Origin of the sequence: Paenibacillus sp. MY03, from assembly GCF_002165585.1 — a bacterium.
Taxonomy (GTDB): Bacteria; Bacillota; Bacilli; order Paenibacillales; family Paenibacillaceae; genus Pristimantibacillus; species Pristimantibacillus agaridevorans.
In genome coordinates this window covers 53869-78402 of sequence record NZ_MXQD01000052.1, presented here as the reverse complement: position 1 = coordinate 78402, position 24534 = coordinate 53869, and the positions used below count along the sequence as shown (strand labels likewise).

The following is a 24534-nucleotide window of genomic DNA, read 5'->3' as shown; positions in this document are numbered from 1 at the left end:
TAACGTCATCCCCCATAATTTCTTCTTCCTTGCCATTCTTTAATCTTCCTCTCCGTCTTAGGGCGTGTCTGAATACTCCGAGGGGAGCAGATTTTGCCGAATTTTCGTTCCATGCAAGGAACTTTTGTGAAGTCGTACCGGGGGTACATCAAGCAAAAGTGACGAAGCAGGGGGCGGAAAGGCGGTGAAAGATGCCCCAGAGCGGGTTTTCAGTCATGCCCTAGTCCAGTGCCGCCGCAATCTCTACCAGCGCCGCCGATCGCGCGTCTTGTTTGGCCCGCTCGTACTCCGAGCTCCAATCCGGCATCTCGCTTGCCGATAGGCCCGCATCCTTGTACTTCGCCTGCGCATCGCCTACCAGTTGGTTAAATTGCGCGTCGCACGAAGCCTCGGCGGCAACAACTTGACCCAGATACTCCGACTGGAGCGTCTCAAGAGCTGCCTCCTTATTCTCGGCGATTTCCGCCTTGATCGAGGACACCAGCTTCGAGCTTGTCGCCTTGCAAGTGCTGCGGAGCGACTCCATCGATGCCGTAACCGCCGCATCAATCTCGCTCTTGCTCGCCTTGCCGCCGCCAGTCGTTGGCGCCGTCGCGCTTGGCTCCGGTTTCGCGGCAGGCGTATCTGAGCCGCTGCCGCCAGAATTAGCCGGCGTTCCCGGCACGCCACCGCCGCTGCCGCCGGTTGACCCCGGCGTTTCGGCGCCCGACTTGCCCGTCTGGCCTTCTCCGCCCGCAGGCTTGTCCGGCGTCACGCTGTCTCCAGGGTTGCCGCCAGGAGCCGGCGAGACGCTTTGGCCATCCCCGCCTGCTATTCCATCCTGATTCCCATCTTGGTCCCCGACGCCATCGCTATCCTTATTGCCCTCGCCTTGCGCCGGATCGCTCTCATCCGGTTGATCCGACTCTGCCAGCTGCTGCTTGAGCTCCTTGGCATCGTTCATCTTTGCTGTCAGTGTCACCACGCCATAAGTCGCCGCGCCCAATACGAGCAGCAGTCCGACGACGATAAGCGATATTCTTTGTTTGGCTCCCATATGTATAGTCCTCCTTGCCGCTTATTCTAGCTGCCAACCGCTTCGGCCTTATGTTCGCTCCCGTCCGAGGCTAGCACCGATCCGTGCCGCCCCCTTGAATAGGAGAATGCCGATTGAGGCTCCGATACTATCAATGATGACATCGCTGGCTTGGCCCGATCTGCCCGATACGAATAGCTGATGCAGCTCGTCGGACACGGCAAACAACACGCACACCAGCAGGGTGATCGCCACGCCGCGCCCGCCTCTTACGCCCAACTTGGTCAAAGTGCCCAAGACAAGCATGCCGAGCACCAGATAGATCAGACCATGGGCCAGCTTGCGAACGACATGGTTCAACTCTCCCGCATCCAGCTCCAATCCCGGCAGCATGACGCGAATCGTCGTCGCGATGGCATCCGAGAGTCCGCTGCTAAGCGCATTGGAATCCGACGCCTGTTGATTAGAGAAGCCGATAATAACCGCCATCCATACAAGCACGGCGGCACCGTACATAAACTTTCGCATAGGCAATTTCCTTTACTTTACACCATAATCCCCCACGTACCAGTCGCGAAGCGTAGCAATCCTGCCTCGCATCTAAGACGTGGAAAAAGACGGAAATGTTGCTCCATATGTCTGCCGTTATTCGGCCTTACACTTCCGTCAGCTCGAACGCTCTGTTCTTGATCCGGGCATTCTCTGTCGCGTGGCCTAGCAGATCCGATACGTGGACACTATTACGAACATTTCGAAGCGTATAGGAAGGAGTACTCGTATCCGTGGATATAATCGTAATATCCCCGAACTTTAGTATTCTCTCAAACAGATTCCGTTTCAGGGAAACATCGCGGATGCGGTACAATTGAATCTCCTCGCGCCGCTTCGTAAAGACGCCTTTCTCGACAATCAGTCTGCGATCCGTCAATTTGTAATGCGTAAACGTCGGAAATCCGAAATTAAAAGGTTTGCCTTCCCACAGCACAGTCTCGTTCAGCATTCCAACAGCTCCTTAACAAACAGATTCGTTCCAGTTCTACATGCTTTCTCCAGTTGAAAGCCTCCGTTAATTGTACCCTGATGACCGCCTGATGTCGACGGGATGGATCAAAAAGACTAGACAAAAACTCCGTGGCTCAGGAGCAACGGAGTTTTTGACAATAAACGATTTATGCCTTACGCGTCTTGCACATTAAGCCTTGTTCACCCCATAATACTCCACGTACCAATCGGCAAAGCGCTGCAGTCCTACCTCGATTGGCGTCTCCGGCTTAAAGTCCACCGCCTGTTGCAGCCGATCCGTCGAAGCGTAAGTCGCGGGGACGTCGCCAGGCTTGAGGGGTTCGAATATTTTGTCGAAGAGGATCTCCCTGCCCGTTGCCTTGCTCAGAGCTCTCTCCAGCGTCTCGATAAACGTCATCAGCTTCTCCGGACTGTTGTTGCCGATGTTGTACACGCGGTGAGGAACGCCATCCGTTGGCGGCTGCGCAATAAGTCGCTCAATCCCCGTCACGATATCGTCGATGTACGTGAAGTCGCGGTACAGATCGTTGTCGAAGTCCCCGTTGTTGAAGATATGAATCGGCTTTCCCGCAAAATAACGATCCGCGAAACCAAAGTACGCCATATCCGGCCGGCCCATCGGTCCGTACACCGTAAAAAATCGCAGTCCCGTCGCCGGTATGCGGTACAGGTGGCTGTACGTATGCGCCATCAGCTCATTCGACTTCTTCGTCGCCGCATAAAGCGACACCGGATGATCGACGAAGTCCGTCTCCTCAAAGGGTACCTTCTTATTGGCCCCATACACCGAGCTCGACGAAGCGTACACCAAATGCTCCACGGGAAAATGCCTGCAAGCCTCTAAGATATGAAAAAAGCCGGTAATGTTGCTCTCGATATAAGCATCCGGATTCTCAATGGAATAACGCACTCCCGCTTGCGCCGCCAAATGAACAACAGCAGCCGGCTTATACTGCTCGAACAGCGACATAACCGCCGTGTGATCCGAAATGCTGGCCTCGACGAAAACGAAACCCTCATGCGGCATCAGCTCCGCCAGTCGTGCACGCTTGAGATTCACGTCATAATAGTCGTTCACATTATCCAGGCCGACGACCATGCAGCCCTGCTCCAGCAGCCGCTTGGCCACGTAATAACCGATAAACCCCGCCGCGCCTGTCACCAGATAGACCTTCCCTGCAGCTGTCGCATGTTCTCCCAATCTACCTCGCCTCCTTCACGCCTTCTCTGATCGCGGGTTCGCGCCCGATCGAATGATACTCCACGCCTGCATCCTTCATGTCCGCGACCGCATACAGGTTGCGACCGTCATAGACGAGCGGCGTCCGCATCAGCTTCGGATTCGAAGCGACCTCTACTCGCACACCGTGGGCGAGGCAGTCATGAATGAACTGCTTCATCTTGTCATCCGTCCCGACGGGTACCGTCGACTTCAACACGACCAGACAGTCCTTTTCGATCGTCCCGGCGATCTGTCTCGCCACGTTGTGATGTAGGACAAGTTAGACCAGCCGTCTAGCTGGCTGCTTGCTCCGGCGTGCCGACACTGATAAATTTGGCATCTGCCTCTTTATATGCAGCTACATAGTCGGCGGTATAGTCAACTCTACCGTCCTCAGGAATTTTTCCTTATGAGCTGCTCCAGATTGGCCTTAAAGTAAGCGTCAAACAGCCCCCACCTTGTTTTTAAGATGAGGGCTGTTTGACGCTTACTTTTCCACTGAGACATATCATGATTTCTCTTTACAGACTTAGAACAATTCCTTCTTTATTTTATAATTTTTCAATCCTAATCTACAGTGTTGTGAAAACCCTACGACCGGTGATCACTCCAGATGACGAGAAAGCCAAGTCGAAGTTCAAAACATGACAACGATATGAAGACACGTTTAAATCTGAAATCCACTTAGTGCATTACTTTCGTGAACATTTTTGAATTTCCAAAATAAACAAGAATATATGCAACCCAATGATTTCAATTGAATTGAGCTATATTAGAAACACTTGCGAGATATTCTTTAATCGAACTACACACCTTATCCACCTCTTCTTTACTCAAGTATGGATGCATCGGTAGCGAAAGAACAGTTTCAGTTAGCTTATTACTAACTGAATAATCAAAATTCATATTCTTCAAGTGGGAGAAGGCAGCTTGACTATGTAACCCTTTTTGATAATAAACCATACTAGGTATTCCATTTCCTCGTAGGTGGCGCTGCAATCCATCCCGTTCTTCCTTACTCCCAAGTTTTATAGTATATTGTGCAAAGCTTGAGTAGTAACCCTCCGGTATAACAGGAATATCCACAACGCTTCTCAACTGTTCGTTATAGAAACGACTTATTAGATTTACATTTTCTAACTCATGTTCAACAAAAGCCTTTAACTTCACCTTTAGAATTGAAGCCTGTATTGTATCCAGTCTAGAATTAACTCCAACTTGTATGTTATCATACTTACTTTTTCCTTTTCCATGAACTCTTAGCGATTTCAACGCTTCTGCAAGAGAACTGTCATTTGTAAATATTGCGCCGCCATCACCGTAACATCCTAAAGGCTTTGCTGGAAAAAATGAGGTTGTTGCAGCATTACCAAAACTACATGCTTTTTTTCCATTAATACTTCCACCAAATCCTTGAGCACCATCTTCAAGCACTAATAAGTTATACTTCTTCGATAATGCATCTATTTCATAGTGATTTGCTGGTAAACCAAATAAATCAACAGGGATAATTGCTCTTGCTCTCAATTTACCTTCCTCAATTGTTTTCTTAATTGCATCCTCAAGTTTGCTTACATCAATATTAAACGTATCTCTATTTACATCTATAAAGATAGGTGTGGCTCCCCTAAAAGATACAACTTCTCCCGTAGAAAAAAATGTGAAGTCTGGAACAAAAACCGCATCCCCTTTTTCTACTCCCCAGGCCATTAGAACAAGAGCCATTGCTTCCGTTCCATTTGCACAAGAAATACAATGATCTACTCCTACATATTCGGCTAAAAGTTCCTCTAATTCCTCAACTACTCCGCCCCCAATAAAGGAACCACTATCAATAACTCCCTGTATTGAGGAATCTATTTCCTGCTTATATCTTTGGTATTGACTTTTTAGGTCTCTAAACTCCATTCGAAATCATTCCCCACTTTAGGTGTTATCTAGTGTTTTCGCTCAATAGCATTCCAAACAAATGGTACTCCTTTGTACACTCTCGACAAGAATAATCACTTTTTAATACAGCACCACATTCACACACCCACCCTACCTGTCTAGCTGGCACTCCCCTGACTAGGGCAAAATCGGGAACATCCTTAGTTACAACCGCTCCAGATGCCACCATAGCCCACCGCCCAATAGTATTACCACACACAATAGTAGCGTTTGCTCCAATAGATGCTCCATACTTTACAAGCGTTTTCCTATACTTCTCTCTGCCCTTTGGATATTTGCTTCGCGGTGTTAAATCATTTGTAAATACCATAGATGGTCCACAAAAAACATAGTCTTCCAGTTCTACTCCCTCATAGATCGAAACATTATTTTGTATTTTCACCCCGTTACCAACTTTTACGTTGTTAGAAATATTAACATTTTGACCCAATATGCAATTTTCTCCAAGATGAGTACCGCTTTGAATATGACAAAAGTGCCACACCTTAGTCCCTACTCCGATTTTTACGTCTGTATCAATATAACTACTTTCATGCACAAAGTAATCCATTATTTGAACATTCCTTTAAAGTCCGAAGTATTGGCATTGGTCAGTGGTAATTTGACACGAGTTCCCTCTGCAGCAGATTTATAAATCGCCAAAACAAGCTCAAGCGCTTTTCTTCCATCTTCTGCTGAAACATATGGATCTCTATCGCCTTTAATTGCGTCAATTACATCATGGTATAACGGGATGTGGCCAAACCCATATACATTGGGGGGATTTTCTTGATATTCCTTCTTCACCTTTTCTGGGCTATCTAGCATATCTGCAAACATCCACTCCTCAATAATATTAACTGATTTCCCTCCCACTTTTACTGTCCCCTTGGAACCAAATATATACAGGGTCTCCTCAAGATTACTAGGATAAATGTTTGTTGTTCCTTCTACTACTCCATAACTTCCATTTTTAAATTTAATTAAAGCCAAACCTAGATCCTCTGCTTCGATAATGTCATGATTCACATTATCTATCATTCCAATAACTTCATCAATTTCATCGCCCATCATCCATCGCAACAAATCAATATTATGAATACATTGATTCATTAATGCTCCACCATCTTGCTCCCAGGTTCCTCTCCAAGGTGCTTGTTTATAATAATCTTCACCTCTATGCCAACGAACATGTGCTGTGCCATGGAGCAACTTACCGAATCTATTCTCTTGAACTGCTTCTCTTATTTTTTTAATAGATTTATTAAATCTATTTTGATGACACGCACTAACTTTGATATTTTTCTTTTTGGCTAATTCAATTATTTCATCCGCTTCCTCGAGTGAAAGTGCAATAGGTTTTTCAATAATTAAATGACATCCAGCTTCAATACAATCTATTGCAATCTGACCGTGCGAGCCACTTTCAGTACAAATGGCAATTAAGTCTACTGCAGAATTTCTTAATAATTCTTTATAATCGGTATACTGGGGTAGTGATTCAGTAAGATTAAAATCAGATATTATTCTTTTCATTTTTTCTGGTCTGATATCACACAACGCAACAATCTCAATATTATTTTCCAGGGCTGCAGCAATATGATTAGGTGAAATTCTGCCACAACCAATTAAAGCAAACTTTAGTTTCATGTGGTCGCTCCTCTTCTATAGCAATTCGATATTATTTCTATGTATTACATTTTTCATTGCATTTTTCGTATCAAAAATTTTATGTGCATTTTCTTGAACAAACGTATAGTCTACATTTGTATGTGCTGTTGTAACTATAACAAGGTCTGAGTTCTGAATTAGATTAGCTGTCAATTCTAGCTCACCTTTTTTCACTTGCCCATGATTATTATATTCCGTCACATATGGATCAAAATAAACTACTTTAGCGCCCCTTTTTTCTAGCTCCTCGATCACCCTAAGAGCGGGGCTCTCTCTGTAATCATTAATATCTTGTTTATACGCTACTCCAAGAATTAATATTTTAGAGCCATTCACAGCTTTCCTATCTCTATTTAGTATCTGGCCTGCCCTCTCGACACAGTACTCCGGCATACGATCATTAATCATCATTGAAGATTCAATCATTGAAGTATGGAAACCGAATTCTCTTGCTTTCCAAGATAGGTAATAAGGATCTAGAGGGATACAGTGTCCTCCTAAACCTGGGCCTGGATAAAAGGCCTGAAAACCAAAAGGCTTAGTTTTGGCAGCCTCGATGACTTCCCAGAAATTAATACCCATTTTGTTACATAGAATTGCCAACTCATTTACTAATCCAATATTTATATTTCTATACGTGTTTTCAAGAATTTTCTCCATTTCCGCAATTGAAGGAGATGATACGCGATGAATAGGTGCTTCTAAAATACTTTCATACAATGTCGCAGCAACATCTGTACATGAATCAGTCACTCCACCTACTACTTTTGGAGTGTTTTTGGTCTTGTAAAGTAAGTTTCCTGGATCAACTCGTTCTGGAGAGAATGCAAGATAGAAGTCTCTTCCGCATTTTAATCCTGATGATTCTAATATTGGTTTAAGTACTTCTTCAGTTGTCCCTGGATAAGTTGTTGATTCTAGTACAATTAACATATCTTTATGCATGTATGGAACGATACTTTCTGCAGATGCCCTAACATAACTAACATCTGGTTGTTGATGCTTATCAAGTGGTGTTGGAACACAGATGCAAATACAATCTGCCTTTGCTACTTCTGCGAAGTCTGTCGTTGCCAATAAATAGCCAGATTGAACAATAGCATCCAGATCTTCATTTACAACATCACCAATATAGTTTTCTCCGCGATTTACCATACTAACCCTTGATTCCTGAATATCAAACCCTAAAGTCTTATAGCCTGCCTTTGACTTCTCTACAGCAAGCGGAAGTCCTACATATCCCAACCCAATTACACCAAGTGTAGCAGTTTTATCACGTAATTTTTGCATTAATTTGTTCATTTTTTTGCTCCTTCAAATATTTTTTTCTATTAGACCCTTAAGCTCCGTAGAATAATTCTCATTGCGTAAACTATCCCCTCCGACTTATGCAATGCCAATAATAAAATATATACAATTAAACTTAATACGATTAATGTCACTAATATAAGAATCTGATTAAGCCATGTTCCCGATAAATTGAATAGCATTTTATACATCAAGTATAAGAAAAACCCCATTAAGATGGACGAGCTTATGACCTTAAAAAACTCCTTAAAGAAAGATAGAATTGAAATATCTCCGATTTTTCGCTGTAAACTTATTAACAGTAAGATTGAACACATCACTGATGAAAGGCTCGCAGCTAATGCTAATCCTCCAATACCTAAAGGTTTAATCAAAATAAGGTTTAATATAATATTAAGTACAACAGCAATTGAGGTATTAATTAAAGGTGTTTTAGTATCATGGAGTGCAAAAAAAACTTTAACAATTATCTCTCTCAAACTTATTCCTAAAATGCTTACTGCCAAGTAGACCAGTGCCAGTGACGTTCGCTTAGTATCTTCGGTTCCAAACATTCCTCTTTCGAATACTATTTGAATAATCGGATACGCTAATATTATTATAATTATTATTATAGGAATAGTTATAGCACTTATAATACTAAGGCTATTAATTAGGCTTCTCTTTAAACCTAATATATCATTTGATACTGCAAGCCGGGACATTTTAGGATACAATACCGTTGCCAATGATATCGCAAACACACTAATTAAAAATGCAGTAAGTGTTTGTGCATAATTAAGAGCGGAAATGCTTCCTTCTTTTAATGTTGAAGCCAATAATCGATCAATAAATGCGTTTATTTGATTGAGTCCTGTCCCAAGTAAAACTGGTGCCATTAAAACATATGTTTTTAAAATAGTTGGTTCTCTTACTTTTAATACAGGCTGATATTTATAGCCTTTTCTTACTGCTAGTAATAGTATGAGCATTAGTTCTAAAATGCTTCCAAGAATAAACCCGTATGCAACTGTTTGAATATTATTCGGATCACTTAAAAAAATCGAAGTTATAATTGTAAAGTTTAAAACTAAACCTAATATCGATTGCCCTAGAAAAAAATTATTAATTTGTAGATATCCTCGAATAATATAGCCTATTCCAGTAACTATAATAGTCGGAAAAAATAATTTTGTCATTTGACTAGTTAATGAAATTGCATCTTCATTAAATCCTTGAGCAATTAATGCAACTATGTTCTCAGTGAAAATAATACCCAATATAGAAAAAATAATTGAGATTGTTATTACTATATTGAGTAAATTATTTGTAAACCCTAGTGCCTCAGCTCTGCCGTTATCTTTTTGAACTTTTGAGTAAACGGGTATATATGTTGAAAATGCTCCATAAGCTATACTAGCAAAAATTAAATTAGGGATAGTCTGCGCGAGTAAATAAGAATCTGTAAGTACACTTGCACCAAATTTTGAGGAAAAGTAAACATCTCTTGCAAAACCTAAGAGTTTGGAACACACCGTGAAAAACATAATCCAAACTATTGCTTTTTTTGCATTAGCCGCCATAAACAATCACTCACTTGTTATTTCATTTATAATTTGAATAAACTTACTTATGTGCGCCTCAATTGTAAAAGGAAGCGCTGCATCCCGCCCTTTTTGGCACAATTTTATAATCTCGTTATTTTCAGCTTCATTTGCTTTCAAAATACTATTGTATGCATAGGCAAGATTAGAAACATCACTCTCTTCAATCAGTATGCTATTGCTTTTATTAAGTATTTGATTATGGGCAGCATTATTATAAGCAATACATAATCTACCTGCTGCTAGTGCTTCCAGTAAAGCATGTGACAGGCCTGCAGCCAATTGATTATTAGATAAATTCAAAAAAACTAACACATGCGATTTATTTAATGCTTGAAATAATTCCTCTCTTTCAAGTACTCCAAAGTAATCCATATTTTCTTTTTCAGGAACGTTACAACCATGTCCCCATATATTAAATTTAATTTTCTCTTCATTAGTATTTCTTGCAAAAGACTGCCCATTATAAACATCGATGGATTCCAAAAAATCGAAAAACCCTTTTTCCCTATTAAACCTACCAATGTACGTAATATTAATGTGACTTTCATTAAAATTAGGTAATGGCATGCCTGAAAATTTTGTATAATCTACTGCATTTTCTATGGTTTTCATCTTTTTTGATACTTGGGGATAGCTGGAAACATAATGACTATACGTATCCTTCCCATTCATAATTATTCTGTTGGATATTTTGAAAATTTTTTTTTCAAGAAATGCTGATATTGCTTGAATGCCTTTTCCTTTTCTTGAAGAAATTTCTTTTACCCCTATACTCCGCATCCATGTAATCACAGATATGTTCTTACGAAGCAAAAACTTCGCTATAATACCAACTACTGCTTCCATGTTTGCACTCATTAATAAAATAGTGTCACCACTACTTGCATATTTCATTATTTTTTGAGTAGTTTTAATGCAATAGTTTTTCATATTTAAGAATAAATTCTTCTTGTTCACATCACCCGCATTGATTGGAATAAATTTTAGTTTGTCTAAGCTATTGAATTTAATGTAGAGGGTATCCTGATTTAAAATAGGTTTAAGTCCATAAACTATAATTTCTGAAAAGATATTTTCCTTCAATAATCCCGGTAAAAAATAGTTTAACCACGTCTCTCTTCCTCCTCCGTATTCTTTAAGTTCTGAATATATCACAATATGAAGTTTACGTACTGATAAGCTATTGATCACTTCAGTATACCCCCATAAATTTTACTTACAGTCTCAAAGTATCGATCCATTTCTGTATACTTTCTTGATTCTATCTTTGCGTAATTCGACATTTCATTAAGTAAAGAATCATTAGAAAGCAGCTCATAGATTCTATCGACAAATTCTTCATCTGTGCTACATTTAAACCCATTTAAATTATCCTTGACAAGTTCTTTTAGACCCCCAACATTACAAACAACCACTGGCTTCCCTAATATCATGGCCTCGACTACAGCTAAACCAAAACCTTCAAATCTAGAGGTTGAAACCATTATTTTGGTACTACTCATATATTTATATGGATTATTTTTGAAACCCACTAAATGTACGTTTGTTACTAGATTATGTTTTTTTATTAATTCACTACATTCATTAAAAACGTCACCTTCTCCGACCATAATTGCTTTAATATTCGGAATTTTGTTTTTTACATTCCTTACAATTTCAATAAATTTAAAAGGGTCCTTCACAGGAGTTATTCTCCCAACAAACCCCAAGTCATATTGCTCATTGGTTTCCAATTGAGATAACAACAAAATTCTTTTAGCATCGACGACATTTGGTATTACTACAATTTTCTTATTTAATATTTTTGAAAATATAAATTCACTTTTCACCTGATTAGAGACTACTATTACTTTTTCGAAAAAGAGACTGAAAAATAAATAAAATAAAGATGTGAGACTTACTTTGCTCATCTTAGGGGAATTATAATGTATATGGGAAATGACTCTTGATCTAGACATTAATGATGGAATTACTGAATATACACTTGCGCGCAAATCGTGAGCGTGTATAATACTGGGGTTATGTTTTCTGATTTTTTTAATTACATTTATAAATGAAAATTTTTTCATTCCAATGAATCGAATGTTTTCGGATTTTAGAGTTTCACTAATAGCACCTTCTGGTGACATATATACAGATTCAGTAGAACTTATTTTATTTATAATGTTAATAGCAACACTCTCTGCCCCTGATAACGAATTACTTGTAAGTAGATGTAATATTCTCATATTTTTCACCCAGTTTTCTGATTGTTAGTCCTCTTTCTAATCCAATTAACATTCCTATTATAGGTAGATATCTTGAATTGATAATATCAGGAATGAATAATCCACCTAATAATATTGTTAATAGCGGTAGAGTAAGATTACTATTAATTTTAATAGAGTCGCGAAAAATTTTTAATATAAAAAAGATTAGTATTACTGTGAAGATTATTCCTGTCTGAACTAAGTACTGAATAATGATATTATGCGGAATAGCCAGTCCCGTTAAATCTTTATAACTCCTTACACCTAACCCTATTCCGGTTATAGGAAACGAATAAAAGTACTCCATTGCTTGGAGATAACCATCTATCCTTCCAGAATCATTTAAAAACTCTTCTGTGCCTCTAATAGCCGAGAAAAAATATACAGTAGCGATAGATAAGATCGCAATGAAAGGCAGTTTCAATACACTTCTAATTTTTATCTTTGTAAGAGATAAAAGAGCTTCTAGGACTAACGCAAGAATTAGTGCAATAATTCCAGTACGGGCAGATGAAATCACACAGGCTGCAAACATTAGACTAAGTAATAGTAATTGAGAGGTGTTAAACTTTTTTGATTTATATAGCAGAGCCATACCACTTACAATAAATAAAGACAAAAAACTGTAGTCATTAAACACAAAACCATACGCTATTCTATATGTTCCCATAAAGTCTATGTTGCCAGTTTGGAAACCTAAAACTCTATGTAAAGCATATTGAAAAAGAATAAATACTGCAGTCACAATTGTAATATTAATATAAATTTGCTTTAATTTTATAATTTCGGTTTCAGTAATATATTTCGTTTTATATAATTGATACCCTATTAGAGGCAAAAATACAAATATTAAAATATTCAAAAACTGTTTAGCGGCATCTATTAAATTGTGTGAAAAATAAGTTAGAACACTCCCTAGCACAATTAAACAAATCACACAAAATAACAACGAACGACTGTACTTTGAGATAATTAAATACTTTAATGTCATTACCAATAATATAATAAAAAAAAGGTTAAACCATGATATTGGAATTTCACCATACTGGCCACCGAATATGTTTAAAAATGAAATTGGTAGGCTAATTATTAGTAATTTAAGTGTCGTTAGTAGCGCGCCATTACCCTTTGAATTTCTCATCCAAATTACTCCAAATAAACATAGACTAATAACAAAAACAAGTGGATTGTTTTTTATGTAATTGAAAAAATATATTGTATACAAGAAAATTGTCAATAAATTTTCATGCTTATTTTCTCTTGTCGTTGACTTCGAAAGTATATATGACATTTGTTTGCTCCTTGCATCATAATCATCAAGTTGATTCAATACGTTCTCAATTAAGGTGCGTTTTTTATTGTATGGCTTTTTTAATTCCGATACCGACTTATGAATTTTGAGAATTTAAAAAAGTTGCTTCTTCCTCATTAATTTCTCTAATTATTCTTCCTGGAACACCAACTACTACCGAATTGTCTGGTACATCTTTTGTTACCACGCAATTAGCTCCTATAATAACATTATTACCTATATTAACACCTAGAATTTTAGCACCTGTAGATACATATACATTATTACCTATGACAGGACGTTTTCCACTTGTAAAGTTTCCCCCTATCGTAACATTTGTTCCAATCAATACATACTCCCCAATAATCGCATGTTTATGAATAACAACCCCAATACCACCATAATTCAGCCTTGTACCTTTTCCTAAAATTGCGGTATAAGGTATAATTGAATTATAAATAAAGAAAATTAGATAGTAAAATAATTTAGGTAATATCTTGATTTTTTTTCTATAAAGAAAACGAGCAATATTGTATAGTTTAATTGAATTCAACTCATCTACCTCCTCTTTCACTGAGTTTTATTATCCTTGCAGGGTTCCCCCCTATGACACAATTTCCATCTATAAAACTCTTGGTCACTACGCTACCAGCACCAACAATGGTGTTATCTCCGATAACTACATCTGGCAAAATAATTGCATTCATTCCTATCCAGCAATTCTTTCCTATGTATACCCCGTTGCCTTTAACATGACTAGATAAGTTTTTGGAGTCGTGATTTGACGTTATAATCCCTACATTAGGGCCAATGAACGTCCCCTTTCCAATAACTATTTTTGCATTAAAGTTTTGAAAATACTTGCCTTTTCCTTGGAAATTATTAATGTCATCAGGATGAAATTCTATATTTTTGGGGTCATACAAAGTGTTAAATGCTGATACTGGCCATGGTATATGTCTGTTATATCCTAATATCTTTTGCAAGAAAAGTCCTTCCCAGGCCCATTTCCATCCCATAGCACTATTATCAAACCATTTTCCCTGAAGGTATTTTTTTTTATATATCAATGAGAGTAATAATTTTGAGGCAACTATAAATATTTTTTTTGAGATTTTGTACAAACTTTTCATTTTTTATATTCCTCTCATCGAATAGGTAGAGTAAAGTCACATCGACCTGAATTTCATTTTAGCCAAATATTATGGATTGTTTTTTAAGGTGATTCGATTCAAAAAGCTTACAATTCCTTTTCGTATATGCTCATAATAATTTTCTTAACATTTTCAACATCAAATTCTTTAATTCTATTGAGGTTATTTTTACCCATACTCACTCTTAGCTTAGGATTTTCTATCAGACGAGCTATACCTTGTGAGATACCATTAATATCTTCAGAATCAAATAATAGTCCACCCTCTCCATTAACTATTAAGTCAACATTTCCACGTATATTAGAACAAATACAAGGTAATCCAGCGGACATAGCTTCCATCAATGAACGAGGCAAACCTTCTTGTTTGCTTGTAAACAAAAAAATATCGGATAACTTAAGTAGTTCTTTTATATCAGTTCTGTAACCCAAAAAGTGAATATTATTTTCTATCCCTAAGACTTCAGCTAATTTTTTCAGCTTTTCCGTTTCTGGTCCTACTCCGCAAATCAAAAAATGTATTTTTGAGTTGTTTAGTTTAGAAATTGCTTTTATTGAACTAGAGTAGTTTTTTCTTCCGATTAAGTCCCCCATCGCTATTAGGATGTAATCATCCTTTTTAAGACCCAGAGATTTTTTAATATTATCTGCTTTTGAACTATCAACAACACTATATTCATCAGTATCAATTCCTACGCCAGGAACATAATATACATTTCCCCCTTTTCTAAGTCTAAAACTTTGTGCTGCATTATAATCTTCTTTATTCATTGTAATAATTACATCCGTAAACCTTGCTAGCCCTTTCTCAACCCATTTTATAAGCGTCCTATTAAATAAAGGGGCTCCTTTATAAAAATGAAAACCATGAACTGTATATATGACTATAGGAACACGTTTGATACGACCACAAATACGTGCTACTAGCCCTCCTATCGGAGTATTACAGTGAATGACTTGAACCTCTTCCTTCTTCAAAAAACTTAATAGATTTTTAAAAGCTATATAGTTACTTTTGATATCAACTAAACTCCTATATGTACTTGAATTGTATAATTTAACATTCAGCTCGCATTCCAACTCAGCTGCATATCTTCTATTGACTCCCATATTAACCTCATAGCCTAAATTAATTGCTGCCTCAATACAAGGACGACTTACATTCGTTAAGTGAATTTTTTCGCGGCTATTATTTTCTTCCAAATTAGGTTTAGTGCTATTCGAAATAAAAAGATATTTTTTCATTTTATAGATCCATTCTAATTATTTTTTTCAATCTCAAACTGAATTAAATTCATCACATCATTACACCTATTTATTGCATCAACTGAGGACGAAGCAAACGAAATTACATGTCCTACCCTATCAGTACTACTTGTAATTTCTGTTACTATTTCTCCTTTATTCTTGTTCAAATGTATCTCAACAACACCCGGTAGCATCCTTGCTTCTTCTATCCCTACAATGTTGGTTATTTTCCCAGTATAAGTTTCAAAGTACCTAATAGCCGCAGCCATATCTTTATTCTTTGATATTATTGGGAAGTCTCCCATTGCAATTTTTATTGTAGCTTCTACTATATCTATTCCTGTGGCAAGAGGAACTAAATGAGTAGTAATATTATCGCCACCTAATCTAGCCCCTATTTCTACTATTTTTGGACCAGCTTCTGTTACAATTATTTCTGTATGAGAAGGCCCATTAATTATTCCTACGGATTGAATGGCTTTCCGAGTAATGGATTGAACTTGTTCTTTTATTTCTTCTGATAATTGGGATGGAATGGTATGACCTACTTCAACAAAATTTGGCGCTCCTGTAGTTACTTTATCCGTAATCGCTATAATAGTTGTCTTCCCCTCAAAAGTGAGAGCTTCTACACTAACTTCAACCCCCTCCATATACTCTTCAATGATTATCTCGCCGCTTCTTGAATATTTCTTGCTGTATTTAAACGCATACTCCACAATTTTTTTGTTATGGATATTCTCTATTAAGAAAACACCTCTACTGCCAGAATTATCTGCGGGTTTTACAATAACCTTTCCGGAAAAACTACCTATAATATTCATATAATCGTCAAGAGTCACTGCCTTGTAAAAGCTGGGTACTGAAACACCTTTACTTTTTAAAACACTTCTCATTAAATATTTATTGGTTACATTTAATGCTGTTTCTCTAGTAATTCCTACTATTTTTAAAGATTCGGAAACGGCCGCTACTGTTCTCATCGGCATATCACTTGCAAGAGTCATAATTGCATTAATCTGATACTTTTGGGCAACTTCAATGACCCCAAGTACATCTAATGTGCTAAGATTAATACATATATCTGCAAAATTAAAGCCTATTGCATTAACATCCATGTCCACTGCGATAACTTCTAGACCCATTTCTTTTCCTTTAATAATAGCTGGTAGCTGTAAATTACTGGCTCCAAGGATCATAATTTTTTTCTTCATTAGCTTGTGTCCTTTTAAAAAATTATTATTTACTAATAATCCCCATTAATACTCTATCGTGGTAGGCTCCTGCTCTAAAAACGCTCTCCTTTAATATACCTTCTACGATAAAACCGGCTTTTTCGTATGATCTAATTGCCCGAGTATTATATGAAAAAGCAAACAATTGAATCCTGTGCAAATTCATCTCTTTAAATGCAAATTCAACCATTAACTTAACTGACTCTGTACCTAGCCCTTGTCCCCATAAATCCTCCTCACCAATATAAATATAAAGCTCCGCATTTCTGTTGATAAAATCGATTTGCTTTAACCCAATGATTCCAATTAATTTCTTGGATTCAGTATCTTCAATTCCAAAAATCTTACTAAATTGATCGACGATTTTCTTTTCAAACCATTGTTTATGTTCCAATTCTGAAACTGGATAGACTGTTCCTGTCAGTTCTTTTAATCGTGGATTATTAACCCAATGTAATAATAGGATTGAGTCACTCTGATTAAGCGCTCTTAATATAATTCGCTCTCCATTGATCATTGCTGGTAGCCCGTCCTTTTCACGTTAAAAACTTATCCATTATATTCTCTTGAAAAACCTTGATTATTAATTTTTTCTTTCTTCAGTACAGTTACTAATGTAATGAAAAATATTTTTATGTCGAGTTTCAGAGTTAAATTATTGACGTAAAAAACATCATTACCAAACTTTTCATCTTGAGATATAGAATTCCTAAAGTATGCTTGATTGTACCCCGTAATTCCCGGTCTAACAGCGAGTTTTCTTTTCTGTGCATCTGTATAGATTAATGCAGCATCAGGCAGATCTGGTCGAGGCCCTATAATACTCATATCACCTTTTATTATGTTCAATAGTTGGGGTGTCTCATCTAGACTTGTCCTCCGTAAAAAATGGCCAATTTTAGTCAGCCTAGGGTCACGCTCTGAATTATAGGTTGATCCATCTTGATTCCTAATATCAGGGGAATTCATCTTCATTGAACGAAATTTATACATACTAAATACTTTACCATCTCTCCCTAAGCGTGGTGCATTATAAAAAATAGATCCTTTGTCATGAAAGTATATAGCAGGACCGATTATGAATAATATAATTAACCAAAATGGTAATGCTAATAATGATATAACAAGATCAATGAATCGTTTTAAGAAATGTTTATACATTAAGATCCCCACCTGAATTTATTAGTCACGATACTCTAACAATACTTCTAGTTAACTTTAGTAGATTTTCTATTACATATTCTATATCCTCATTACTCAGCATGCTATGTAAAGGGAGTGTTATTTCATTTTGATACATTTCAAAAGCATTAGGATAATCAGCAATATTGAACCCCATTTTTTTATATGCGGTCAGCATTGGTAATGGTTTATAATGAACATTGCATGCTACCCCTCGTTCAGCCATGTTTGCCACTATTTGATTTCTCTCATTTTCATTTATACCAGGAACCCTAACCAAATATAAGTGACCTGAAGAAGAACTTTCAGCACTGTAGTGCTTCATACACTCAATGCCTGATGAGATAAGTAGACTTTCATACTTTTCTATCAATTCCTTCCGCCTTTTCAACATCTGCTCATATCTTTTCAATTGTGCCAACCCAATAGCCGCCATGATATCGGTCATGTTACATTTATAGGCGGGGTAAACAATATCATATTCCCAAGACCCGACCTGGGTCTTAGCCAATGCGTCCTTAGATTGACCATGCAGGCTGTATAACATGAATTGTTTATAAAGCCATTCCCCATCAATGGCATCTTTTTCTCGCCAAACAACCGCTCCACCTTCTGCAGTTGTTAGATTTTTAACCGCATGGAATGAGAAGCATGTAAAGTCAGCAACTTGTCCGCACTTAAGTCCATTTCTTTCAGCGCCGAATGCATGTGCGGCATCTGCCATTATAATGACACGACCGAAAGAGCTTTGAATATCATTTCCCGCATTATATATACCTTTTTTTCTCTCAACTACACCAAATAATGTCTCATAGTCACACATTCTCCCCGCTATATCGACTGGTATAATTACTTTTGTCTTTTCAGTTATGGCGTCCTCAACCTTTGCATAATCCATTTCAAAAGTATCTGGCGATGTATCAACCAAAACAATTTTAGCACCAACATGAGCAATTACTGACGCCGTAGCAGTGTATGTATAAGCAGATGTAATAACTTCATCGCCCGGACCTACTCCTAGAATCCGTAAAGTAAGCTCCATAGCAGCAGTGGCAGAATTTAGACATACTGCTTTTGATACTCCAATATATTCTGCAATTTTTTTTTCGAATAATTTAGTACGGGGACCTGTAGTGATCCACCCTGACTTCATTGTCTTGATAACTTCTTCTATTTCGGCTTCGGATATATCCGGTGGAGAAAACGGTATATGTCTTACTGTGGAATCAATCATGAAATAACCTCCATGGATTTTATATTAATTCAGAAGTTTGCAAGAAGATTTATAGAATTAGCAATCTATACTCAAATAAGTTCATATTACTAGTTACTGTAAGGGAAATTATACTTTTGTTTTCTCCATGTGCTTGTCCAGTACAGTATAGAGATAATTAATTAACTCTTCTTTCAAACCATCGTTCTTTAGCGCCATTTCTATTGTGGTCTTAATAAATCCTAGCTTCTCGCCAACGTCGTATCGAGTACCTTCAAAATCATAGGCATATACAGCCTCATATTGATTCAAAGCAGCAATAGCATCAGTCAATTGAATCTCATCACCGGCTCCCGGTGCTTGACTCTCTAATATCTCAAAAATCTTAGGGCTTAATATGTATCGACCCATTATTGCAATATTAGAAGGCGCATCCTCAATTCTCGGCTTTTCAACAAGCCCACTAACACTAAATAAGCGGTCATGAATCATTTTGCCATCTACGATACCGTATCTGGACACTTCATGTTCATGAACGCTTTGAACCCCAATTATAGAACAACTGTACCGATCATATTGTTCAATCATTTGCTTTAAACAGGGCTTCTCAGCCTGTACAATATCGTCACCAAGAAGAACAGCAAAGGGCTCATTGCCAATAAACTTACGGGCACACCAAATGGCATGACCGAGCCCTTTCGCTTCCTTTTGTCGAATGTAATGAATGTCTACCATCCTGGAAGACTTCAGAACTTCGTTTAATAGGTCCATCTTGCCCTTCTCCAACAAATTTTGCTCTAATTCAAAAGAGTTGTCGAAATGATCTTCTATAGCTCTTTTACCTTTGCCCGTAACAATAATAATATCCTCAATGCCCGACTCGACGGCTTCTTCGACAATGTATTGAATAGTTGGCTTATCGACAATTGGCATCATTTCTTTAGGCATTGCTTTAGTAGCTGGAAGAAAGCGTGTGCCTAATCCCGCAGCCGGAATAATAGCTTTCCTTACTCGCATCTCATCTCCTCCTATCAGAGCTACTGTTCCTTAGATACCTCTTCATAGCTTCTTCCTTGACTCATACCGTACTTCTTGGCAATTTTAATAAGCCCGTCGTACTGCTCTGGAGTAAGACGATTTAGAATAAGTGTGCGTGCTTCCTTTTTTTCTTCTTGATTAAGACCACCACCGGCAAGCTCTTGAAGTGTTTTAATATCATCCATGCTAAGTTGTTTTAAGAATACGGAGGCTAGTTGCGCCTTTTCTGAAACTGTTATTTTATCTTGTACGTCCTTCGCTTTGTCCGTTGAGATCTCTGCGGAGTAACCATTCATTGAACCGGAATTAACCCCATTATTAAATTCGTTGCTTTGACCACTCGAGCTGCTAGGCGAGTCAACCTGCCCCTCTGAACCCTCGCCATCCGGCTCGCTAGTCGCGGGCTGATCTACAGTCCCGTCCCCGCCACCGCTTGGAGCGTCAGTAGGTGTAGTAATGACTTCTTCCAGCAGCTCGTCTTCCAAACTAGCGGAAAGCTGTGCAATCATTTTGTCCATAACATAGTTGGCGGCGAATAGACCACCTATTCCAAGCACCACAATAATGGAGCCTGCCCATATCAGAACCTTTTTCCAAGTTTTCATTTTTGGTTTGCGTTGTCTCATCTAGATCGCCCTCCGATCATGTTGTAACTCAGGCTCAAGGGTAAATGCAACATGTTCCTGTATAAAGAATGGTACTAATTGTTCAATGGCAGCCTTCACAACTTGCGGCTCGGAGCCGATAATGTTCTTAAGATGCAAAAGCTTGAGCTCCAGCTCTTGGCGATCGAGAGATTGAGCCTTGCCTACGAAGATGCGCTCATGCTGGGTTGCCGTAGTCGCTTCGGCTTCGGTCAGCAGCTCCTCGTACAGCTTCTCGCCTTCGCGCAAGCCGCTAAAGCGGATCGGTATGTCGACATCCGGCTCCAGCCCGGACAAACGAATCAGATCCTTGGCCAAATCCAGAATACGGACCGGCTTGCCCATGTCCAGGATAAAGATTTCGCCGCCGCGTGCGAATGCGCCAGCCTGAATGACAAGCTGAACGGCCTCCGGAATCGTCATGAAGTAACGAACCATCTCCGGATGGGTTACCGTCACGGGACCGCCGGCTTCGATCTGCTCCTTAAAGCGAGGGATGACGCTGCCCCTGCTGCCTAGCACGTTGCCGAATCGAACAGCTACGAATTGGGTGCGGCTAGTATTATTGATACTCTGTATGTACATCTCGGCGATTCGTTTCGTCGCGCCCATAATGCTAGTGGGGTTGACTGCCTTGTCGGAGGAGATCATAACGAAACGTGACGCGCCGTGCTTGTCCGCCGCATCTGCGACGTTGCGAGTACCGAACACATTATTTTTGATCGCTTCGGACGGGTTGCGTTCCATGAGAGGAACATGCTTATGCGCAGCCGCGTGGAAGACCACTTGCGGCATGAATTGTCCGAATACTTGATCCATACGCTCTCGATCCTGTATGTCAGCAATAACGGTCTCTATGGCAACCTGGGCGAACCTCGTTCTAAGCTCCATCTCGATGGTGTAGATACTGTTCTCGCCATGCCCCAGAAGCAATAGCTTGCTTGGAGAGAAGGAGGCGATCTGACGGGAAAGCTCCGAACCGATGGAACCGCCCGCGCCCGTAACCAGGACAATCTTGCCCGTTACATAATCCATGACGCCATTTAAATCAATATTGACGGGTTCTCTGCCCAACAAGTCTTCGACCTCGACATTACGCAACGTCTGGATCGCCAGCTTGCCGGTAATAATATCGTCGATTGCCGGTATGATCTTGACCTTGGCGCCTGTCGTCATACATATATTAATAAGGTCGCTAATCTCCGCTCGCTTGGAAGACGGCATGGCAATGACGATGTCATGAACATGATGCATCTTCACAACATCTACAATGTCGCTACGACCGCCGAACACGGGATAACCCATGACCTGCATATAGCGCTTGTAAGGATCGTCATCGATAAAGCCAACAAGCTTGCTTTGGATAAAGCTGCGATTCGTCATTATTTCCTTGGCAATAAGCGCCCCGCAATCGCCTGCTCCCACGACCAATATATTCGTTTTCATCTCATTCTTGGCTGATCGGTTAACCCGGATAAGCCGCCATATAAAGCGCGAGCCTCCCATAAACAACAGCATCGTCTCTAACGTTCTAGTCGTGATCGACAACGGCACTCGATTGCCTGTAATCAAGTAAGTCCATAGATAGGCTAGCACAATACCCGTTATTACTGCTTTCACTAACCCAATTATTTCGCCAATACTGGCATACTGCCACATCCGCCTATACATATCGAAGTAAGCGAACGTTAAGCTGACGGCCAAGGTCGAGGCTGCTGCAAATACAAATAATTGCGAGACATAGCCGGGAGGGATGTCTGCATTGAATCGGAACAAATAAGCAATGACTATTGACGCCCATATGATTAGAAAGTCAACCACCAAAATGATAAAATTCCTTCTCCGTACACTCATCCCATTTCACCTCCGGCTCTCGTATAAATCCCGCTTATTCCTGTGTTCCGTAATAGTAGTAGTAAGCTTCTTCATTGGCCTTGCGCTTCACGTTGTTCAGTACGACACCCAGTATACGCGCATTTACAGCCTGCAGGTTTTGGATCGCCTTTTTGGCGATGTCGCGCTTTACCTTGCCCTGGTCGACGACCAAGATAGCTCCGTCGCACTTGCTTGCTACGATCTGAGCATCCGTAACGGCTAGCAATGGCGGGGTATCGATCAGGATGACGTCGTATTGCGACTTGAGATGTTCAATAATCGCGGACATCCGGTTAGAGCCTAACATCTCCGCCGGATTTGGCGGGATTGTCCCCGACGTCATGACATTCAGATTCGGGATATCCGTCATCTGGACAACCTCTTCGATGGTGCATTGCTTCGAGATAACGGACGATAGTCCCCATCTGTTGGAAACGGAGAAGGTATGATGGGCAGTAGGCTTCCGCAGATCGGCGTCAATCAACAGCGTATTGCGCTCTGACTGTGCGTAAGCGACCGCGAGATTCGCGATCGTCGTCGACTTACCTTCGCCCGGTCCCGCAGAAGAAACCATAATGACCTGCAGCTTCTCGTCGATAGAGGAGAAGTCTATGTTCGTACGCAGGGCCCGGTAGGACTCCGATATCGGAGAACGGGAATTCGTAAGGGTAATCAACTGACGTTTATTTTTCGACCGTGACACGCTCTAATTCCCCCCTGACGTAAGGTTTATTGGCTTTCTTGCGCGATTGATCCTGTCCCGAATCCTCCGCACCCATCTTGGATATCATGGCTAGTGTTGGTTGATCCAGATATTCCAACACATCCGCTTCCGTCTTAATCGTGTCATCGAGGTATTCCAGCAGGAAGACGATACCGACGCCAACCATTAATGAGACGACGAATGCAATGGCGATATTAAGCGGCACGTTTGGCGATACGGGCCCAGGCTCGCGCGTCGGATCCGCCTCATTTAGAATGGACACGTTCTCCACCTTGAAAATATGCTGAATCTCCTCGCGGAACACATTCGACACGGCATTTACGGTCTCCGCCGCTTTACGATATTCCGTATCCTCCACGACCAGCGTCATCACTTGCGTGTTATTAACGGAGCTGACCTTGATCTTTTGCGCCAACTGCTCAGCCGTTAACCCAAGCTCAGGGTAACCTTCTTCGACCTTATCCAGGATAGCCGGCGTCTTGATGATTTCCTTGTATGTATCAATCATGCGAATATTCGTATTTATTTGGTTCAAGTCCAGCTGTCCTGTCGTTAGCTGCGATTGGGTCTGATTAACGATGATCTTCGTCGAGGCTTCATATAGAGGATCCTTAAAGAACAGGCTGAATACGGCCGCAGCCGCGGAGCTGAGAAGAACGAGTATGAGTATGAATGGGAGTCTCTTGCGAATAATAGTCATGTACTGTCGCAAATCTAGTTCGTTTGACACTTAATACTCCTCCATTAGGCACAACACAAATCTCTTTTTCATGCCTTTTGAACTATGAATATCCTAATATTAACCTATGATCCGATATATTACTACAACAATGGCGGTAATCGCGAAAAAATCTTCCTCCCATCCACATGGGAGGAAGATTATTCCATTGAAAACTTCTTGCTGAGTTTATGACTCAGGGCAATGTAC

Annotated in this window: 24 protein-coding genes and 1 pseudogene; all 25 read right to left on the bottom strand. The window is 39.8% G+C overall.

The genetic code is table 11. From position 1 onward, the window contains the following. Window positions 1–220: 220 nt before the first annotated feature. Window positions 221–1036, bottom strand: a complete 816-nt coding sequence (locus B1748_RS29995) for a hypothetical protein (RefSeq protein WP_087571642.1) — start codon at window positions 1034–1036, stop codon at window positions 221–223. A 48-nt stretch (window positions 1037–1084) separates the two neighbouring features. Further along, window positions 1085–1543: a VanZ family protein gene (locus B1748_RS29990; RefSeq protein ID WP_087571641.1), complete on the bottom strand. Its 459-nt coding sequence runs from the start codon at window positions 1541–1543 to the stop codon at window positions 1085–1087. Between the two features lie 127 nt (window positions 1544–1670). Continuing rightward, window positions 1671–2015: a PH domain-containing protein gene (locus tag B1748_RS29985; RefSeq protein WP_087571640.1), complete on the bottom strand. Its 345-nt coding sequence runs from the start codon at window positions 2013–2015 to the stop codon at window positions 1671–1673. Between the two features lie 192 nt (window positions 2016–2207). Then, on the bottom strand, window positions 2208–3239 hold the full coding sequence (locus B1748_RS29980) for an SDR family NAD(P)-dependent oxidoreductase (protein ID WP_087571639.1): 1032 nt from the start codon (window positions 3237–3239) through the stop codon (window positions 2208–2210). A gap of 127 nt (window positions 3240–3366) precedes the next feature. After that, window positions 3367–3695, bottom strand: a pseudogene (locus tag B1748_RS29975) (UDP-glucose 6-dehydrogenase); the annotation flags it as partial. A gap of 318 nt (window positions 3696–4013) precedes the next feature. Continuing rightward, window positions 4014–5168 (bottom strand): DegT/DnrJ/EryC1/StrS family aminotransferase, encoded by a 1155-nt coding sequence (locus B1748_RS29970; protein ID WP_087571638.1) that lies wholly within the window; start codon window positions 5166–5168, stop codon window positions 4014–4016. 25 nt (window positions 5169–5193) lie between these two features. Beyond that, window positions 5194–5760, bottom strand: a complete 567-nt coding sequence (locus tag B1748_RS29965; protein ID WP_087571637.1) for an acyltransferase — start codon at window positions 5758–5760, stop codon at window positions 5194–5196. After that, complete coding sequence (locus tag B1748_RS29960; RefSeq protein ID WP_087571636.1) at window positions 5760–6839, bottom strand: Gfo/Idh/MocA family protein; 1080 nt, start codon at window positions 6837–6839, stop codon at window positions 5760–5762. The genes B1748_RS29965 and B1748_RS29960 overlap by 1 nt, the downstream gene beginning before the upstream one ends. A 15-nt stretch (window positions 6840–6854) precedes the next feature. Further along, entirely contained in the window at window positions 6855–8162 is a 1308-nt protein-coding gene (locus B1748_RS29955; protein ID WP_087571635.1) for a nucleotide sugar dehydrogenase, read from the bottom strand. Window positions 8163–8191: 29 nt separating this feature from the next. Beyond that, entirely contained in the window at window positions 8192–9730 is a 1539-nt protein-coding gene (murJ, locus tag B1748_RS29950; protein ID WP_087571634.1) for a murein biosynthesis integral membrane protein MurJ, read from the bottom strand. Between the two features lie 6 nt (window positions 9731–9736). Continuing rightward, a complete protein-coding gene (locus B1748_RS29945; RefSeq protein ID WP_087571633.1) occupies window positions 9737–10945 on the bottom strand; it encodes a glycosyltransferase in 1209 nt (402 codons plus the stop codon). After that, complete coding sequence (locus tag B1748_RS29940) at window positions 10942–11982, bottom strand: glycosyltransferase (protein ID WP_087571632.1); 1041 nt, start codon at window positions 11980–11982, stop codon at window positions 10942–10944. The genes B1748_RS29945 and B1748_RS29940 overlap by 4 nt, the downstream gene beginning before the upstream one ends. Next, complete coding sequence (locus B1748_RS29935) at window positions 11954–13144, bottom strand: O-antigen ligase family protein (protein ID WP_179215897.1); 1191 nt, start codon at window positions 13142–13144, stop codon at window positions 11954–11956. The genes B1748_RS29940 and B1748_RS29935 overlap by 29 nt, the downstream gene beginning before the upstream one ends. 247 nt (window positions 13145–13391) lie before the next feature. Further along, the gene (locus B1748_RS29930) at window positions 13392–13847 is read right to left on the bottom strand and encodes a serine O-acetyltransferase (protein WP_087571630.1); all 456 of its coding nucleotides are present in this window, start codon (window positions 13845–13847) and stop codon (window positions 13392–13394) included. Between the two features lies 1 nt (window position 13848). Continuing rightward, on the bottom strand, window positions 13849–14427 hold the full coding sequence (locus B1748_RS29925; RefSeq protein WP_087571629.1) for a DapH/DapD/GlmU-related protein: 579 nt from the start codon (window positions 14425–14427) through the stop codon (window positions 13849–13851). A gap of 107 nt (window positions 14428–14534) precedes the next feature. Beyond that, the gene (locus tag B1748_RS29920) at window positions 14535–15692 is read right to left on the bottom strand and encodes a glycosyltransferase family 4 protein (RefSeq protein ID WP_087571628.1); all 1158 of its coding nucleotides are present in this window, start codon (window positions 15690–15692) and stop codon (window positions 14535–14537) included. 14 nt (window positions 15693–15706) lie between these two features. Further along, entirely contained in the window at window positions 15707–16909 is a 1203-nt protein-coding gene (locus B1748_RS29915; protein ID WP_179215896.1) for an ATP-grasp domain-containing protein, read from the bottom strand. A 25-nt stretch (window positions 16910–16934) separates the two neighbouring features. Then, window positions 16935–17447: a GNAT family N-acetyltransferase gene (locus tag B1748_RS29910; RefSeq protein ID WP_087571627.1), complete on the bottom strand. Its 513-nt coding sequence runs from the start codon at window positions 17445–17447 to the stop codon at window positions 16935–16937. A gap of 32 nt (window positions 17448–17479) precedes the next feature. Then, window positions 17480–18091 (bottom strand): sugar transferase, encoded by a 612-nt coding sequence (locus tag B1748_RS29905; protein WP_087571626.1) that lies wholly within the window; start codon window positions 18089–18091, stop codon window positions 17480–17482. Between the two features lie 25 nt (window positions 18092–18116). Continuing rightward, window positions 18117–19346 carry a DegT/DnrJ/EryC1/StrS family aminotransferase gene (locus tag B1748_RS29900; RefSeq protein WP_087571625.1) on the bottom strand — a complete coding sequence of 410 codons (1230 nt, stop codon included), beginning with the start codon at window positions 19344–19346 and terminating at the stop codon, window positions 18117–18119. A gap of 108 nt (window positions 19347–19454) precedes the next feature. Next, window positions 19455–20342 (bottom strand): UTP--glucose-1-phosphate uridylyltransferase GalU, encoded by an 888-nt coding sequence (gene galU, locus B1748_RS29895; RefSeq protein WP_087571624.1) that lies wholly within the window; start codon window positions 20340–20342, stop codon window positions 19455–19457. A gap of 20 nt (window positions 20343–20362) precedes the next feature. Continuing rightward, window positions 20363–20989 carry a hypothetical protein gene (locus tag B1748_RS29890; RefSeq protein ID WP_087571623.1) on the bottom strand — a complete coding sequence of 209 codons (627 nt, stop codon included), beginning with the start codon at window positions 20987–20989 and terminating at the stop codon, window positions 20363–20365. Then, the gene (locus B1748_RS29885) at window positions 20990–22861 is read right to left on the bottom strand and encodes a polysaccharide biosynthesis protein (RefSeq protein WP_087571622.1); all 1872 of its coding nucleotides are present in this window, start codon (window positions 22859–22861) and stop codon (window positions 20990–20992) included. Between the two features lie 34 nt (window positions 22862–22895). Then, the gene (locus B1748_RS29880) at window positions 22896–23585 is read right to left on the bottom strand and encodes a CpsD/CapB family tyrosine-protein kinase (protein WP_087571621.1); all 690 of its coding nucleotides are present in this window, start codon (window positions 23583–23585) and stop codon (window positions 22896–22898) included. Next, window positions 23566–24336 carry a YveK family protein gene (locus B1748_RS29875; RefSeq protein ID WP_087571620.1) on the bottom strand — a complete coding sequence of 257 codons (771 nt, stop codon included), beginning with the start codon at window positions 24334–24336 and terminating at the stop codon, window positions 23566–23568. The genes B1748_RS29880 and B1748_RS29875 overlap by 20 nt, the downstream gene beginning before the upstream one ends. Window positions 24337–24534 lie beyond the last annotated feature (198 nt).